13 protein-coding genes and 1 pseudogene are annotated in these 15,893 nt (G+C 65.1%); 5 read left to right on the plus strand and 9 right to left on the minus strand.

Features of this window, described 5'->3' with window-relative positions:
• Positions 1-20 precede the first annotated feature (20 nt).
• From N2604_RS23230 to N2604_RS23245, 4 genes are all read right to left on the minus strand, one after another.
• The gene (locus N2604_RS23230; RefSeq protein ID WP_260370522.1) at positions 21-1,637 is read right to left on the minus strand and encodes a sulfite reductase subunit alpha; all 1,617 of its coding nucleotides are present in this window, start codon (positions 1,635-1,637) and stop codon (positions 21-23) included.
• On the minus strand, positions 1,634-3,415 hold the full coding sequence (locus N2604_RS23235) for a NirA family protein (RefSeq protein WP_260370523.1): 1,782 nt from the start codon (positions 3,413-3,415) through the stop codon (positions 1,634-1,636). Before N2604_RS23235 ends, N2604_RS23230 begins: the two co-directional genes overlap by 4 nt.
• A gap of 333 nt (positions 3,416-3,748) precedes the next feature.
• Entirely contained in the window at positions 3,749-4,912 is a 1,164-nt protein-coding gene (locus N2604_RS23240) for a CmpA/NrtA family ABC transporter substrate-binding protein (protein WP_260370524.1), read from the minus strand.
• On the minus strand, positions 4,909-5,499 hold the full coding sequence (locus N2604_RS23245) for an ANTAR domain-containing response regulator (protein WP_145633838.1): 591 nt from the start codon (positions 5,497-5,499) through the stop codon (positions 4,909-4,911). The genes N2604_RS23240 and N2604_RS23245 overlap by 4 nt, the downstream gene beginning before the upstream one ends.
• A 110-nt stretch (positions 5,500-5,609) precedes the next feature.
• On the opposite strand from N2604_RS23245, the gene rimO reads away from it, so the two are divergent.
• Positions 5,610-6,935, plus strand: a complete 1,326-nt coding sequence (gene rimO / locus N2604_RS23250; protein ID WP_260370525.1) for a 30S ribosomal protein S12 methylthiotransferase RimO — start codon at positions 5,610-5,612, stop codon at positions 6,933-6,935.
• Positions 6,936-6,964: 29 nt separating this feature from the next.
• Here rimO and N2604_RS23255 read toward each other — a convergent pair whose 3' ends face one another.
• Positions 6,965-7,906 (minus strand): hypothetical protein, encoded by a 942-nt coding sequence (locus N2604_RS23255; RefSeq protein WP_260370526.1) that lies wholly within the window; start codon positions 7,904-7,906, stop codon positions 6,965-6,967.
• A 123-nt stretch (positions 7,907-8,029) separates the two neighbouring features.
• On the opposite strand from N2604_RS23255, the gene N2604_RS23260 reads away from it, so the two are divergent.
• The 3 genes from N2604_RS23260 to N2604_RS23270 all read left to right on the plus strand — a co-directional run bounded on the left by N2604_RS23260 (position 8,030) and on the right by N2604_RS23270 (position 11,385).
• Positions 8,030-9,187 carry a tetratricopeptide repeat protein gene (locus tag N2604_RS23260; RefSeq protein ID WP_260370527.1) on the plus strand — a complete coding sequence of 386 codons (1,158 nt, stop codon included), beginning with the start codon at positions 8,030-8,032 and terminating at the stop codon, positions 9,185-9,187.
• Positions 9,188-9,283: 96 nt separating this feature from the next.
• Positions 9,284-9,925, plus strand: a complete 642-nt coding sequence (locus tag N2604_RS23265) for a hypothetical protein (protein ID WP_260370528.1) — start codon at positions 9,284-9,286, stop codon at positions 9,923-9,925.
• Positions 9,926-10,194: 269 nt separating this feature from the next.
• Positions 10,195-11,385, plus strand: a complete 1,191-nt coding sequence (locus N2604_RS23270) for an acetylornithine transaminase (RefSeq protein WP_260370529.1) — start codon at positions 10,195-10,197, stop codon at positions 11,383-11,385.
• Between the two features lie 149 nt (positions 11,386-11,534).
• On the opposite strand, the gene N2604_RS23275 is transcribed toward N2604_RS23270, so the two are convergent.
• From N2604_RS23275 to pcsA, 3 genes and pseudogenes are all read right to left on the minus strand, one after another.
• Positions 11,535-12,509 carry a quinone oxidoreductase gene (locus tag N2604_RS23275; RefSeq protein ID WP_260370530.1) on the minus strand — a complete coding sequence of 325 codons (975 nt, stop codon included), beginning with the start codon at positions 12,507-12,509 and terminating at the stop codon, positions 11,535-11,537.
• Positions 12,510-12,634: 125 nt separating this feature from the next.
• Positions 12,635-12,799: pseudogene (locus tag N2604_RS23280) on the minus strand (TerC family protein); the annotation flags it as partial.
• A gap of 5 nt (positions 12,800-12,804) precedes the next feature.
• Positions 12,805-13,584 (minus strand): phosphatidylcholine synthase, encoded by a 780-nt coding sequence (pcsA, locus tag N2604_RS23285; protein ID WP_409241643.1) that lies wholly within the window; start codon positions 13,582-13,584, stop codon positions 12,805-12,807.
• Between the two features lie 87 nt (positions 13,585-13,671).
• Here pcsA and N2604_RS23290 point away from each other — a divergent pair, with 87 nt between their 5' ends.
• Positions 13,672-14,856, plus strand: coding sequence for a UbiH/UbiF family hydroxylase (locus N2604_RS23290; protein WP_260370532.1), 1,185 nt, complete (start codon positions 13,672-13,674; stop codon positions 14,854-14,856).
• Between the two features lie 22 nt (positions 14,857-14,878).
• Here N2604_RS23290 and N2604_RS23295 read toward each other — a convergent pair whose 3' ends face one another.
• On the minus strand, positions 14,879-15,832 hold the full coding sequence (locus tag N2604_RS23295) for an AEC family transporter (protein WP_260370533.1): 954 nt from the start codon (positions 15,830-15,832) through the stop codon (positions 14,879-14,881).
• Positions 15,833-15,893 lie beyond the last annotated feature (61 nt).

The raw sequence follows: 15,893 nt of genomic DNA on the forward strand, positions 1-15,893 counted from the left end.
ACGGTGGAGTGACAGCAGGCCTAGTACACGTCAGCCTGGAAGCGCCCGGTCTTCTTGAGCTCGGCGACGAAACTGACGGCCTCATCGGTCGAACGTGCCCCGAACTGGGCGACGATGTCGACCAGCGCGCGCTCGACATCCTTGGCCATGCGCTTGGCATCGCCGCAGATGTAGAGATGTGCGCCCTCGGCGAGCCAGGTCCACAGCTCACGGCCGACCTCGCGCATGCGGTCCTGCACGTAGAACTTCTTCTCGCCGTCGCGCGACCAGGCCAGCGACAGGCGCGTCAGAAGCCCGGAGGTCTTCATCGCGTTGAGCTCGTCCTGGTAGAAGAAGTCGCAATCGCTGCGCTGATGGCCGAAGAACAGCCAGTTCTTGCCGGGCGCGCCGGTCGCCTTGCGGTCGAACAGGAAGGCGCGGAACGGCGCGATGCCGGTGCCGGGACCGACCATGATGATCGGCGTCTTCGGATCCTGCGGCAGACCGAAATTGTGCGCCTTCTGCACATAGACCTTGAGCTTCTCGCCCTCGTTGATCCGCTCGCCGAGGAAGGTCGAGGCGACGCCGAGCCGCTTGCGCTTGCCGATGACGTAGCGCACGGAGTCGACCGTCAGTGACAGCTTTCCCGGCGTCGCATTGTGCGAGGACGAGATCGAGTAGAGCCGCGGCTGCAGCGGCTCCAGCGCCTCGACGAAGGCTTCCGGATGCGGCCGCGTGCCGGAAAACTTCTGCAGCGCCGCCATCACGTCGAGGGTCGCGGCATCGCCATCAGGATCCTCGCCCTGCGCCAGCGACCGCGCCTTCTCGCGTTGCGCGCCGCCGGTAATGAAGGAGATCAGCTCAAACAGCGTATCGGGCGCCGGCGACAGCGAGACATCGTCGATCAGCACCTCGCGCAGCGTCTTGCCGTTGACTTTGGTGGTGTGGGAGGCGCCGAGCAGCGCGATGATCTGGTCGACGAGGCCGACGTCGTTGCGCGGGAAGACGCCAAAACTGTCGCCAACGACATAGTCGAGCTTGCTCTCGGAGAGATCGAACTCGATGTGATAGGTTTCCTTCTCCGACTTGCCTTTGTTGAGAAGGCGGCGCGACAGGAACGTCGCCTCGATCGGATTGTCGCGCGAGCGGCCGGGCTCTGCGATCGTCACTGTCACGGCCGGCGCCGGAGCGTCGGGCTTGTCGGCGGTCTTGTCGCCGATCTTGGCCGCGGGCGCCTTGTCGAGCTCCTCGTACAGCGACTTCAGCATCCGCGCGGTTTCCTTGCCGCCGGGGACGCAGAGATTGAGTCGTGCTTCGCTGCGGCTCGCGATCGCTTCCGAATAATCGTGGCAATTGTAGCCGCACTGGCCGCAATCCTGCTGCGCCATCGCCGCCATCATCTTGCGGCGCAGGGGACGGCCTTCGGCAAGCTTCATCCGCTCGGCGATCGGCATGGTCTGGTCGTGCCACGGCGCTTCGCCGTCGTCGCCGTCGCCAGCCGGCATGACCGAGGCGCCCTGCTCCGCCGACAACGGCGTTGCGACGTCAGGCGAGAGCAGTCCGGCAAAGAAGCCGTTCAGCCAGGAGCGCTGCGCTTCCGAGAACGGCGCGCTGGCGGGAATGATGTCGAGTTTCGGCGGAGGCGTGATCTGGTTCATGCGGACACCTGTGCATCGGCAAGCTTGCGCAGCGTTTCGCCGTCGTGGCGGCGCGCAAAGGAGAGGAAGGTTTCATTAGGCGAGGCGCGGTGGGCGAGATAGGCCTTGAGCAGCGCCTCGACCGTCTTCGGCGCGTCCTCGGCCTTGAGGTCGTGATAGACCTCCTGCCCGACATCGGCGTCGGGACCGAACCCGCCACCGGTGAAGAGGTGATAGCCCTCGACCGTGTCCTCCTCGTTCACTGGCACGCGCGCGCCGATCAGGCCGATGTCGCTGATGTAGTGCTGCGCGCAGGAATGATGGCAGCCGGTCAGATGGATGTTCACCGGCTTGTCCATGGCGACGCGTGGTTCGCACCAGTCACCGATCTCCGCAGCATTGCGCTTGGTGTTGGACGCTGCGAAGCGGCAGCCGGCATTGCCCGTGCAGGCGATCAGGCCGGCGCGGATATGCGAGGCCTCGACCGCGAGCCCGATCCGCTTGATGGCGGCAACGGCGAGCTCGACATTCTCGTCGCGCACGCCCGGGATCAAGAGGTTCTGCCAGACGGTGAGCCGGATCTCGCCGTCACCGAGATCCTGCGCAACCTTGGCGAGGCCCCGCATCTGATCGGAGCTGAGCTTGCCGAGCGTCAGCGATACGCCGATCCAGTTGAGGCCGTCCTGCTTCTGCTTGTGAACGCCGATATGGGCCATGCGATCCGCCGCGGGGCGCGGCGCGAACGCCTCTTCCGGCACGCGCATGAACGGCGTCTTCAACCGCTCCTCGACCAGCTTGAGAAAGCCGTCGTGGCCCATGGCGTCGAGCACGTATTTCAGCCGCGCCTTGTTGCGGTTGGTGCGGTCGCCGTGCTCGATGAACACGCGCACGATGGCGTCGGCAACCGCGGTCGCCTGCTCCGGCCTGACGATGATGCCGGAATATTTCGCAAAGTCCTTGTGGCCGGTGATGCCGCCGAGGCCGAGCCGGAACCAGACGCCCGGCTCGACGCCGAAACCGTCCTTCACCTCGTAGGCGGTGAAGGCGATATCGTTGGTCTCCTCCAGCACCGCGATCCTGCCGGCGCCGTCGAAGGCGACGTTGAACTTGCGCGGCAGGCCGTAGAGCGAGCGATCGTTGAGGATGTGGTAGTGCCACTCGCGCGCATAGGGCCGCGTGTCGATGATCTCCTGCGGATCGATACCCGCGGTCGGCGTTCCCGTCACGTTGCGGATGTTGTCGGCGCCGGAGCCGCGCGAGCACAGGCCGAGCTCCTGGATGCCCTCGATCATTCTGATCGCGTGCTTCGGCGGGATCTCGCGCAGCTGGAGATTGGCGCGCGTGGTGACGTGGCTGTAGGGGCCGCAGAGCTCGTCGGCGAGATCGGCAAGGCCCGACAGCTGCCAATGCTTCATGATGCCGTTCGGGATGCGCAGGCGGCACATGTAGGAATCCTGCGTCGGCGCGACGTAGAAGATGCCGTAATAGCGCCAGCGGAAATTGTCCGCCGGGCTCGGCGGGGTGTTGTCGAGCGCCTGCTGGCGCATCCGCGGATAGGCGTCGAAGGGGTGCTCGTCCCGCTTGAACTTCTCCTGGTCGGCGAGCTTCTTGCCCGACGCGATCACCTTGTCCTGCGCCTTGATATGGACGGCGTCGGGACCAACAGGCTCGGCATTCGCCTTGCCGCTGCCGCCACCAAGGCCGCGGCCGACGCGGCTGATCTGCAGGCCGGTCGTGAAGCCTTCGAGATAGCGTTTCTGCTCGTCGGTAAATTCGACTGAGAGCGTATCGATTTTCATGGTCGGTAACGAAGCTCCTGCGGCCACCAAAGTGGCTCCGACGGATTGCGCGACCCGCGAGGGACTCCAGGCTGGCTCAGGAGCCGGCTTCGTCACCCACGGTCCGATCAGCTTCGTTGCTGTGGGACTTGGCTCAGCAGGCACCTATGACAAGCTGGCCGCAGTGCAACATTCAAGTTGCGTGCCAGCTTGACGAAAATAGAAACTCGTGCATTTTCAGGTAGTTATAACGAAGCCCAGAGGATCCCGGTCTGGGAACTCTCCCGAAATTCGAGCAGTGCGCTCAAACATTAGCCAACCAACTGACGTGCTCAAGAACAAAGCAGCTCCGAATCAGGCCTTCCAGCGCCCGACCCCGAAGGCCTCGAGATGTCCGCGGATATCGGCGGGGTCGAAGGTCGGCCCGGCGAAGGCGCCGAACGCTGCGGGAGCCTGGGTCGGCGCCCTGTTGCCGAGCGCCGCGTCGTAGAGATCGGGCCTGAACACCGCCATCGCCGTCTTGACGCCGTCAGGAGTGAGCGCCGTCTGGCCCCAGCGCACCATCTGCGCATAGAGCCAGGCGGCCTGGACCGGATCGGGCCGCCCTGCCCCTTCGCGTCCGACCAGCAGGTAGCGGCCGCTTTCGCGGAAGGTGCCATCGGGCGAGATCTTCAGGCGCCCGGTGAGGGTGCGCTGGATGACCTCGGCGTCGACGCCGATCCGCTCCGGTTGCGCCAGGATTTGCGCCGCCTCGGTCCGGTTCTCGGGATGCTCGATGAACTCGGCGGCCTTTGCAGCTGCCCGCACCAGGGCTGCGACCACATCCGGGTTCTTGTCGGCCCAGGTCTGCCGGACCGCCAGCACCTTCTCCGCCGCACGGACCAGGATGTCGGCGACGAAATGCAGGATGTGGCCGATGCCGAGATCGACTGCGACCGAGTTCCAGGGCGCGCCGACGCAGAACGCATCGACGTGGCCGTTCTTGAGGCTGTCGACCATGTAGGGCGGCGGCAGCACCACGAGGCGCACGTCCTCGTCGGGATCGACGCCGGCCGCCGCCATCCAGAACCGCAATTGGTAATTGTGGGTCGAGAACGGGAAGGTCATGCCGAAGGTCAGCGGCTCGGCCCCTGCCTTGCGCCGCTTGGCGACCACCCTCGCCAGCGCTTTCGCCGTCGCCATCGGATCGAAACGGTCGCCGTCGATCTCCTCCATCAGCGCGGCATGAAGCGCCGGCGACACCGTGATGGCATTGCCGTTGATGCCGAGATTGAAGGGCGCGGCGATCGGCACCTTGACGTGGCCAAGCCCGAGCGAGGACGCGATCGCGACGGGCGCGAGCAGATGCGCGGCGTCGAACAGGCCGATATTGAGCTTGTCGCGAACGTTCGACCAGGAGACCTCGCGTACCAGCTCGACATCGAGCCCCTCAGTGGCGGCAAAGCCCTTGTCGACTGCGACGATCAGGGCGGCGGCATCGACCAGCGGAATGAACCCGATGCGGAGGGTAGCAGTCATTTCAGCATCTCCGACGCGGTGATGATCGACTGCGCGATCTCGCCGATTTTCTTCTTCTCGCGCATCGCGGTGGAACGCAGCAGCACATAGGCCTCGTCCTCGGTCAGACCCTTCACCTTCATCAGGATGCCCTTGGCGCGCTCGATGATCTTGCGGTCCTCGAGCTGCGACTTGGTGCGCTCGAGTTCCTCCTGGAGCTTTGCGAAGGCGTTGAAGCGGGACACGCAGAGGTCGAGGATCGGCTTGATGCGCTCCTTCTTCAGCCCGTCGACGATATAGGCCGACACCCCCGCCTCGACCGAGGCCTGGATCGAGGCTGAATCGCTCTGGTCGACGAACATGGCGATCGGCCGCTTCACCGCGCGGCTGACCTGGAACATCGCCTCCAGCACGTCACGGCTGGGGTTTTCCAGATCGATCAGGATGATATCGGGGTCCACCGCATAAATACGGGCGAGCAGGCTCTGCATCTCGCTGATATGGACGACCTGGGTGAACCCGGCCTCCCGCAATCCCTCCTCCAGGATCGCGGCCCTGACAGGGCTTTCGTCGACGATCACGATTTTGGGCGACTGTTCGGCGCTCATGGCTCACTCACGGCAGCTGATTCATCCATAGCACGCCCGCGAACCATGCAAAGGGTTGTAATTATGGGCAATTGGGACTAGCTCAGGCCGGTCAATCAGGCAGACCAGATATGGATCAGACGGCTGCGCCCAAGGTCAGCTTCGTGTCGCTCGGGTGTCCCAAGGCATTGGTGGATTCCGAGCGCATCATCACGCGCCTGCGCGCGGAGGGCTACGAGCTCGCCCGCAAGCATGACGGGGCGGACATCGTCATCGTCAACACCTGCGGCTTCCTCGACAGCGCCAAGCAGGAATCGCTCTCGGCGATCGGCGAGGCCATGGCCGAGAACGGCAAGGTGATCGTGACCGGCTGCATGGGCGCGGAACCGGAAGCGATCGAGCAGGCCTATCCGGGCGTGCTCTCCATCACCGGCCCGCAGCAGTACGAGAGCGTGCTCGACGCCGTGCACCGCGCGCTGCCGCCGGCGCACAATCCGCATCTCGACCTGGTGCCGCCGCAGGGCATCAAGCTGACGCCGCGCCACTACGCCTATTTGAAGATCTCCGAGGGCTGCAACAACCGCTGCACCTTCTGCATCATTCCGAAGCTGCGCGGCGATCTGGTCTCGCGCACCGCGAACGACGTGCTGCGCGAGGCCGAGCGCCTGGTCGGCGCCGGCGTCAAGGAGCTGCTGGTGATCTCGCAGGACACCTCGGCTTACGGCGTCGATCTCAAATATGCCGAGAGCCCGTGGAAGGACCGCCAGGTCCGCGCAAAATTTCTCGACCTCGCGCGCGAGCTCGGCGAGTTGGGTGCCTGGGTCCGGCTGCAATATGTCTACCCCTACCCGCATGTCGACGAGGTCATCGCGCTGATGAACGAGGGCAAGGTGCTGCCCTATCTCGACATCCCGTTCCAGCATGCGAGCCCCGAGGTGCTGAAGGCGATGAAGCGCCCGGCGGCGCAGGACAAGACGCTGGCGCGGATCAAGCGCTGGCGCGAGGAATGTCCCGATCTCGCCTTGCGCTCGACCTTCATCGTCGGTTTCCCCGGCGAGACCGATGCCGACTTCGCCTATCTGCTGGACTGGCTCGACGAGGCCGAGATCGATCGCGTCGGCTGCTTCAAATACGAGCCGGTCGCCGGCGCCACCTCGAATGCGATCGACAACCCGGTGCCGGAAGAGGTCAAGCAGGAGCGCTACAACGCGCTGATGGCCCGGCAGCAGAAGATCTCGGCGCGCCGGCTGAAGCGCAAGGTCGGCACGCGCCAGCAGATCATCATCGACGAGGTCGGCCCGACGGTGGCGAAGGGCCGCTCCAAGGCCGATGCGCCGGAGATCGACGGCGCGGTGTATCTGACGAGCCGCCGCCCCCTGCGCGTCGGCGAGATCGTCACCGCGAAGATCGAGCGCGCCGACGCATACGACCTGCACGGCAGCGTCGCGGGGTTCTGACGCTCTCCGTCATTGCGGTGTGGATGCAGTTAGGCCAGCCATTTCGGCACCCAGCGCTCCGGGCGCGGGGCGCGGGCGAGATCGGCTTTCGCCTCGGTGAGCAACGCCGGCTCGCCATCGATGGTCGGGCGCACATCGTATTCGAAGCTCGGCATGATGCGGCCGTCGGCGTGGAGTCCGAACCTCATCGCATACCATAACCCGAGCTCAGGCTGAGCCTTCCACATCTGTTCGCGCAGCTCGCGCAGCAGGGATTCGATCGAAGCGGATTCCTCGAACGGCTGCGGCCCGTGCTTGAGAATTCGCGCCTGGTATTGCTTGCCGACGATCGCAACCTCGAAACGCGTATCATCCCAGGCGTTCTTGCCCTTGGGCAGATGGGCGGCCAGGCGCCAGCCGAGTTCGGCCATCATGCGATGATTGGCCCAATAATCCTCGCGGTCCCGGCTCCATTTTTCCATGAAGCCGCGGAAATCAGGCAGCTCCGGGGCCCCGTCGTCACACGTCGCCTTGTCGCCAACGGGCTGTCCAGCGAGCCATTGCGCAAGTTCGACGGTCTGAGGCTCGACCTCGTCATGCGGCTTCAGATCGCTCCAGGCCCTGTCGAAAGCTTGCGACGTCAGCCTCGTCAGCAGCGCATCGAGGCTCGGCGCCAGCAGCTCGTAGTCGCCCTCGGAGCCCAGACCGACGATCGGCGGATTGTCGCGATCAAGACCCGCGCCATACCAGCCGCCGACGGCCGAGCCGTCAGGCAGCCGCATGAACAGCGAAAACCGGTCGCGCAAGGGACTGCCATCGACGATCGGCGCGGAGTCGGAGAATTGGCCCTGCAGCGAGAAGCAGCCGACGCTACCCCAGGGACGCCCCTTGAGCCAGTCCGCAAAGTCGACCAGCAGCGGCGGCGCCTCGATGCCCGGCGGAAATGCGTCGCGAATGCTGTCGAGGTCGATCGGATAGGGCGTATCGGACAAGGCTTTGAGCTATCTGGTTGGTCCCGCCTTCTTGGTCTGGGCGGTCGTGCATTCGGTTCGAACCAAGTCGCGTTCTTCGATCACAAACACGCCAGAGGCGCAATGGTTTCGACGCGGGAAACAATGAAACACGATCAAACGTCAGGGATTCTCCTCAAGCTGTGCGCAATCGGTCTGACGATGGCCCTGCTCGCGCTGCCGGCCCCCGCCAACGCGCGATCGCCATCCGCCGCGCAGGCCCGCCAGTGGTGCTTCGGCGACGACGGCGGAGGCAGCGACGACCGGCGCTTCGCCGGCTGCTCGGCCCTGCTCAAGGCCAATCCCGACGATGTGCATGCGCTCGCCAATCGCGGCGAAATGTTTCGGCGACGTGGCGAGGCCGAGCGCGCCGTGGCGGACTTCAGCCGCGCCATCGAACTCGATGCGAAGGATCCCGACCTCCTGTACAATCGCGGCATCGCCTATGACGATCTCGGCGACGCCGATCGCGCCATTGCCGACTACACGCGCGCCATTCGGCTGAACGCCCGCGACCCGCTCTATTTCAACAACCGCGGCAACTCCCACATTCACAAGAAGGCCTACGAGCTCGCGATGGCCGACTACGATCAGGCCATCAAGCTCGATCCGAAATTCGCGCTCGCCTATTTCAATCGCGGCACCGCCTTCAGCAACCACGGCGACGATGCGAGCGCACTTGCGGACTTCGATCTGTCGATCAAGTTCAACCCGAACTACGGGCCAGCCTACGGCAACCGCGCACGCATCTATCGCGACCGCGGCGACCGCCCCCGAGCGCTGGCCGATTTCGCCAGATCGATCGATCTCAGTCCGAGCAACGACCGCGACTTCTATGCGCGCGCGAACATGTATTTCGATACGCACGATTATGCGCTGGCGCTCGACGATTACGACCGCTCCATCAGAGCGAACGCGAACCGTGCGGACGTGTTCAATTCGCGCTGCTTCACCCGCGCGATCGTCGGCCGCCTGCAGGAGGCGTTGGCCGATTGCGAGCAGTCGCTGAAGATGGCTCCCGACGATGCCTACACGCTGGACAGCCGCGCCCTCGCCCATCTCAAGCTCGGCAACCTCGACGCGGCGATTGCCGATTACGATGCCGCGCTGAGCATCAAGCCGGGGCTCGACGGCTCGCTCTACGGCCGCGGACTGGCGAAGCGCAAGAAGGGTGACAGCGAAGGCGTCGAGCGCGACATCGCGGCCGCAAAGGCAATCAATGCCGGCATCGCCGATGTGTTCTCGCATTACGGCGTCGAGTAATCGTCACGCAGGAATGTGACACTATAATGCATTCACGCAGCGGTCACGGACTCGGCCTAACTCTGCCCGCGTTTTCAACGCGAGCGAGGAACGAGGATGAGCCACCTCTCGGACATGCTGCGCACGCAGCGCTTCGACGATTACCGCTTCTACCACCAGAGCACCGTCAACCAGACGCTGCACCTGATCAGCGCCGTGATCTTCCTCGGCTGCTACGCCCTGCTGTTCAAGGACCCCGCCATCGCCGGCATCGTCGGCTGGCTCGCGATGCTGACGCGGCAGACCGGGCATTTCTTCTTCGAGCCGAACGGCTATGACGCCGTCAACGACGTCAGCAACGAGTACAAGGAAGCGGTCAAGGTCGGCTACAACCAGGCCCGCAAGATCGTGCTGCTGCTGGTCTGGGGCAGCGCGCCGCTTGCGCTGTTCGCCTTTCCGACGCTGTTCGGATTGTTCGATGCGCCGGCCTCTCGCCTCGATTTCATCCGGCATGTCGGCGCGCTCTGGCTCGTCATCGGCATCGGCGGCGGACTTGCGCGCATGCTGCAGCTGTTCGCCACGCGCGACGTCACGACAGGCCTCGTCTGGGTGTTCAAGGTGCTGACCGACCCCTTCCACAACATCGCGCTGTACTGGAATTCGCCGCTCAAGCTGCTGCGCGGCGAGCTGATCGACACCGCGATTGCGGAGGCGGATTGGGGCGACGACGAGGCCGAGCAAGCCGCGCACCCGACCTGACCGATGCACGCTCGGCGAGCATCCTGCAAAAAGCCTGCTTGACAAGTCCTGCCGTTCGGCTGTACGGACGCGCCCCATGATCAACGCCCGGACCAACCAGCGCACCGAAATGCTCCGCCGTCGCTCCCGCGACGACGAGAGGGTGCGCCATGTCCGAGGACGCCGCTGAACCACTGAATTCGGCCAGTTTTCGCGAAAGGCCGCACCCGCAAGGTGCGGCCTTTCTGCTTTTTGCGCCGCTTTTCCACCCGCCTCCAGAGGAGTACGACATGACCACGCATCCGTATGACGCGCTGATGGACATCACCGCACGGCCCAAGACCGTGTTCGTCCGCGGCGCCGGCTCCTACCTCTGGGACGACAGCCGCAAGCGCTATCTCGATTTCGTGCAGGGCTGGGCCGTGAACTGCCTCGGCCACTCCCCGCCCGCGATCGCCGATGTGCTCGCAGCTCAGGCCAAGCGGCTGCTGACGCCGAGCCCGGCCTTCTACAACGAGCCGAGCCTGAAGCTGGCGCGGGCGCTGGTCGAGAACAGCGCCTTCGATCAGGTGTTCTTTGCCAACTCAGGGGCGGAAGCCAACGAGGGCGCGATCAAGCTCGCACGGAAATATGGCAGCCTGCACAAAGGCGGCGCGTTCGAAATCATCAGCTTCGAAGGCGGCTTCCACGGAAGGACGCTGGCGACGATGTCGGCCTCGGGCAAGAAGGCGTTCGAGCCGCTGTTCGAGCCGAAGGTTGCGGGCTTCAAGAAGGCGAAGCTGAACGACATCGCCTCGGTCGAGAAGCTGATCAACGCCAACACCGTCGCCGTGATGCTCGAGCCGATCCAGGGGGAATCCGGCGTATGGCCTGCGACCGATCAGTTCCTGCAGGAGCTGCGCGCGCTGACCGAGGCGCATGGCCTACTGCTCATTTTCGACGAGATCCAGACCGGCATGGGCCGGACCGGAAAGCTCTTCCACTACGAGCATACAGGCATCGCGCCCGACATCATGACGCTCGGCAAGGGCATCGGCGGCGGCGTGCCGCTCGCGGCCCTGCTCGCGACCGAACGCGCCTCCTGCTTCGAGCACGGCGACCAGGGCGGCACGTTCAACGGCAACCCGATCATGTGCGCGGCCGGGCTTGCGGTGCTTGAGGAGGTCGCGAAGCCCGACTTCCTGAAGGCAGTCACCGAGACCGGCCTCCTGCTCGAAAGCGAGCTGCAGAAGGTCTCGGCCCGGCATGGCCTCGGCGGCGTGCGCGGACGCGGCCTGTTGCTCGCGCTCGACCTCAAGCTGCCGATCGCACCAGGCATCGTCGCGCAGGCGTTCGAGGCCGGCGTGCTGCTCAACGCACCGCAAGTCGACAGCTTGCGCTTCATGCCCGCGCTGAACGTCACGAGGAACGAGATCGCTGAGATGACCGAATGTCTCGACGCGATCTTGACCAAGGCCGGTGCGGCACGGCGGGTGGCGTAAGACCTGTCTCGTGCTCCGGACGCAGCGCAGCGCCTCTTCGGCGGTGCGCTGCAGAGCCGGGGCCCATCTCTCCGCAGCGTGCGTCGCATCTGGGTCCCGGCTCTGCGCCGCAACGCTCACGCGTTGCGGCTTGTCCGGGACACGGGAAACTACGGCTTCAAGATCGAAGCCCCCGTGGTCTTGCGGCTTTCGAGATCGACATGCGCCTTGGCGGCATCCTTGAGCGCGTAGGCGTGGTTGATCGGCACGTGCAGCTTGCCGTTGATGACCGCGGCGAACAGGGTGTCGGCGCCTTCGAGCAGTTCCTTGCGCGTGCCGACATAATCGTTGAGCTTCGGCCGCGTCGCGAACAGCGAGCCGTGATTGTTGAGCTCGGCGATCGCGAACGGCGGCACGGGACCCGAGGCATTGCCGAACGAGACGAACATGCCGCGCGGCTTCAGGCAGGAGAGCGAGCCCGGGAACGTCGCCTTGCCGACACCGTCATAGACGACGTCGCAGCCCTCGTTGCGGCTGATCTGCTTCACGCGCGCGACGAAATCCTCCTCGTTATAAAGGATGACGTGATCGCAGCCATTGGCCTCCGCAAGCTCGGCCTTCTCGCGCGAGCCGACGGTGCCGATGACATGCGCGCCGAGCGCCCGCGCCCATTGGCAAGCCAAAAGGCCGATGCCGCCGGCGGCGGCGTGGACCAGCACGCGATGATGCGGCTCGACCTTGAAGGTCTTGTGCAGCAGATACCAGACCGTCAACCCCTTCAACATCAGCACGGCGCCCTGCTCGTAGGTGATGTGATCGGGCAGCTTGACCAGCTTTTCCCAGGGGATGTTGCGCTCGCCGGTATAGGCCCCGAGATTGTGGTAGTAGGCAACGCGGTCGCCGGGATGAAAATGCGTGACGCCAGGCCCGACCGCGACAACCTCGCCCGAGGCCTCGTTGCCGGCGATGAAGGGCAGTCCCGGCGCCTTGTAGAGGCCGGTGCGATAATAGACGTCGATGAAGTTGAGGCCGACCGCGTGCTGGCGGATGCGCACCTCGCCCGGCCCGGGCGCCGGCACGTCGACGCTCTCATAGACCAGGGCTTCGGGGCCTCCGACCTTGTGCACACGGATGGCTTTCGTCATCGCCTGACCTCCTCTTCTTGCGGCTGAGCGAAAGCCATCGCGTCCGCCTTGTCAACTCGACGCCGACTGGAACGACCCAACGCGACTATTGGCGGCTTTCCGGCGGTTGCGCCTGGCCAGCACGTACCGATCGCGGTAATGATCGAGTCCAGCGAGAACACGATCTCGATGATCACGATCTGGACGATCACCCAGAAGAAGGCGTTGCCCGTGGACTTCGCCTCGCCCTCGCTCTCATCGGATTCGACCTCGCCGTGAATATCGTGCGTCGCCTTGGCGATCAGGAACAGGTGCATCACGCCAAGGATCTCGCCAAGGATCTCGCCAGGCGGATCAAGGCGTCGCTGAAGCTGATCCAGAGCGCGATGGCGCAGAGCACGACGGTGACGCCGGTGCCGACGCGAAAATCCATCTGCAGCGTGTAGAAGGCGAGCACCGCCCAGATCGCGAGCAGCGACATCGTCAGCCAGCGCAGCCGCACGACGCGGACCGGATGCAGCACATGGAACGGCACGAACGTCAGCACGACCAGCGCGGCGACCAGCAGCGTCGCCCACAGCGGCGGCCAATGCAGCAGGAACAGATAGAACGCGGCCGCATTCCACAGCGCCGGGAAGCCGCGGAAATGATTGTCGTCGGCCTTCATGCGCTGGTCGGCGAAATACAACGCGCTGGTGACGATGATGGCGATGCCCAGCAAGGGGGCCGCGACCGGCAGCAGCATGCCGCTGGCGACGATCGCGTAGGCCGGCACGAACACATAGGTGACGAAGTCGACCACGAGATCGAGCACGTCACCCGACCAGTTGGGCTGCACGTTCTTGACGTCGAGCCGGCGCGCGATCGGCCCGTCGACCGCATCGATGATCAGCGCGACGCCCAGCCATTGAAACATCGCCGCCCAGTGCTCGCGCACGGCCTCCAGCATCGCCAGCAGCGCGATCGCCGCGCCGAATGCGGTGAAGATGTGCACCGAGAAGGCAGCGGCGCGGATCGCCGGTCTCGGCTTCAGGGAATCCTGCTGCGTATCCATGGCTTCTGCTATCAGAATGCGACCGGTTTGCACATCCGCCATTGCGGCGCACGATCGCACAATTCGCGATAAAATCAGGGAAATATAGGTGGGCTTGAATTTGCCGCCCGGCGTGTCAAATGTCGTTCCATGACAGACGCATCGACACTCCATGACGCGGCCGTGATCGGGGGCGGACCGGCCGGCCTTGCCGCGGCGATCGCCCTGGCGCAGGCGGGTGCCCGGACCGCGCTGGTAGCGCGCCGCGTGCCCTATGCCGACAATCGCACCACCGCATTGCTCGGTGCCTCCATCGATCTATTGGAAAGCCTCGACGTCTGGTCGCGCTGCAGGGACAAGGCGGCGGCGCTGGAAGTCATGCGCCTCGTCGACGACACCGGCCGGCTGTTTCGCGCCCCGGAGGTGCGCTTCTCCTGTCACGAAATCGGTCTCGATGCATTTGGCTACAACATCGACAATCGCTCGCTGATGCTGGCGCTGGAAGCGCGTGCGGCCGAGCTGCCCAATCTGGTCCGCTTCGACGACGAGGCCGAAAGAGTCGTCATCGAAGCCGTCGACGTCGCATTGCGCACGGCGTCCGGACAGTTTCTCTCGGCTCGCCTCGTGGTCGGCGCCGACGGCCGGCACTCGCTGTGCCGCGAGGCTGCCGGCATCGAGGTGACGCGGCGCGACCTGAGCCAGACTGCGCTGACCTTCAACGTCGGCCATGCCCGGCCCCATCGCAATGTCTCGACCGAGTTCCACACACCGCACGGGCCTTGCGTGTTCGTGCCCCTGCCCGGCGACCGCTCGAGCATCGTCTGGGTCTCGGCGCCAGCGGAGGCCGAACGGCTGCGCGGCTTGAGCGACGAGGAGCTGTCGGCCGCGATCGAGAAGCAGTCGCATTCGATCCTCGGACGCATGACGGTCGAGCCCGGGCGCAACCTGTTCCCGCTCGCGATCGAGCGTCCGAAATGCTTCGGCCGCGACCGTATCGCGCTGGTCGGCGAAGCCGCCCATGTGGTGCCGCCGATCGGCGCTCAGGGCCTCAATCTCGGCCTGCGCGATGCCGCGGACATCGCCCGCCTCGCGGGCGAGGCCATCGCTGCGGGACAGGACCCGGGCGCGGACGACCTGCTCAAGCGCTATGACCGCGCGCGCCGGCCGGACATCTTGAGCCGCACGTTTGCGATCGACATCGCCAACCGCTCTTTGCTCAACGACTTCCTGCCGCTTCAGCCCGTCCGCGCCGTCGGCATGCACCTCCTCGGCGCGATCGGCCCGCTCCGCCGCTTTGCGATGCGCGAAGGCCTGACGCCGACGTGGCGAAGGTAGGTCTGGTGGCGGCCAAGCCCGCTTAAGGAAACGCCAACCTTCCCGTCTGGATCGCCCACATCACGCTGGTCAGCGTGACCACCGAGGCGAAGGTCCCGAGCAGCACCGCGACGGAGGCGGACTCGATCCAGGCATCGTTCTGTCGGGCGATGACGAACACGTTGAGCGCCGGCGGCAGCGAGGCCATCAGCACGGCGGTGGCGGCCCACGGCTGCGCGAACGGACCGAACGCCAGCATCAGGGCGAACGCTGTGAGCGGATGGATCATCAGCTTGACCGCGATCACGCCCGGCACCTCCCACGGCACCCGATCGAACGGACGGAGCGCCACGGTCACGCCGAGCACGAACAGCGCGGTCGGCGCGGCCGCGTTCTGCAGGAAGGTGATCGTGCGGTCGAGCGCGACCGGCAGCTCGATATGCAATGCGGCCACCGCGGCGCCGAAGCAGGCGGACATGATCAGCGGATTGAGCACGATCTGCTTGAGCACAACGCCGAAAGCGTGAACCAGCGAGGGATGGTCGCGGTCGGAAAGCTCGATCAAGAGCGGCACGATCGTGAACAGGAAGATGCTGTCGCAGCAGAAGATCAGCGCGGTCGGCGCGGCAGCCTTCGGCCCGAGCACCGCGAGCGCGAGGCCCGGGCCCATATAGCCGATATTGCCGTAGCCGCCGGAGAGGCCCGCGAGCGTCGCTTCGCGCAGCGTTAGCCGTCCCAGTAGCTTGCCGACCACCAGCGCCAGAGTGAATGCCGCAACCGTCGACAGCGTCGTCGCCACCAGGAACGGCGGGTTATTCAATTCCGAAAACGGCGTCTTCGACATGATCGCAAACAGCAGCGCCGGCAGCGACACATAGAGCAGGAAGAAGTTCATCCAGGCGAGCCCTGATTCCGGGATGGACTTGACCTTGCCGCAGGCGAAACCGACGAAGATCAAGCCGAAATAAGGCAGCGCCAGATTGAGGATATCGACCATTGCTGAAGTTTTTTCTGAAGGCTTGGGGGCTATCCGTCCCGGAAACGAAGGTTAATTCCAG

Source organism: Bradyrhizobium sp. CB1015 (assembly GCF_025200925.1).
Taxonomy (GTDB): Bacteria; Pseudomonadota; Alphaproteobacteria; order Rhizobiales; family Xanthobacteraceae; genus Bradyrhizobium.

What these genes read in the sequence shown, in the direction of transcription:
- pcsA (WP_409241643.1), bottom strand. Translation starts at nt 13,584, where the DNA reads ATGGCGGATGTGCAAACCGGTCGCATTCTGATAGCAGAAGCCATGGAT.
- N2604_RS23245 (WP_145633838.1), bottom strand. Translation starts at nt 5,499, where the DNA reads ATGAGCGCCGAACAGTCGCCCAAAATCGTGATCGTCGACGAAAGCCCT.
- rimO (WP_260370525.1), top strand. Translation starts at nt 5,610, where the DNA reads ATGGATCAGACGGCTGCGCCCAAGGTCAGCTTCGTGTCGCTCGGGTGT.
- N2604_RS23270 (WP_260370529.1), top strand. Translation starts at nt 10,195, where the DNA reads ATGACCACGCATCCGTATGACGCGCTGATGGACATCACCGCACGGCCC.
- N2604_RS23240 (WP_260370524.1), bottom strand. Translation starts at nt 4,912, where the DNA reads ATGACTGCTACCCTCCGCATCGGGTTCATTCCGCTGGTCGATGCCGCC.
- N2604_RS23275 (WP_260370530.1), bottom strand. Translation starts at nt 12,509, where the DNA reads ATGACGAAAGCCATCCGTGTGCACAAGGTCGGAGGCCCCGAAGCCCTG.
- N2604_RS23260 (WP_260370527.1), top strand. Translation starts at nt 8,030, where the DNA reads ATGAAACACGATCAAACGTCAGGGATTCTCCTCAAGCTGTGCGCAATC.
- N2604_RS23235 (WP_260370523.1), bottom strand. Translation starts at nt 3,415, where the DNA reads ATGAAAATCGATACGCTCTCAGTCGAATTTACCGACGAGCAGAAACGC.
- N2604_RS23230 (WP_260370522.1), bottom strand. Translation starts at nt 1,637, where the DNA reads ATGAACCAGATCACGCCTCCGCCGAAACTCGACATCATTCCCGCCAGC.
- N2604_RS23265 (WP_260370528.1), top strand. Translation starts at nt 9,284, where the DNA reads ATGAGCCACCTCTCGGACATGCTGCGCACGCAGCGCTTCGACGATTAC.
- N2604_RS23290 (WP_260370532.1), top strand. Translation starts at nt 13,672, where the DNA reads ATGACAGACGCATCGACACTCCATGACGCGGCCGTGATCGGGGGCGGA.
- N2604_RS23295 (WP_260370533.1), bottom strand. Translation starts at nt 15,832, where the DNA reads ATGGTCGATATCCTCAATCTGGCGCTGCCTTATTTCGGCTTGATCTTC.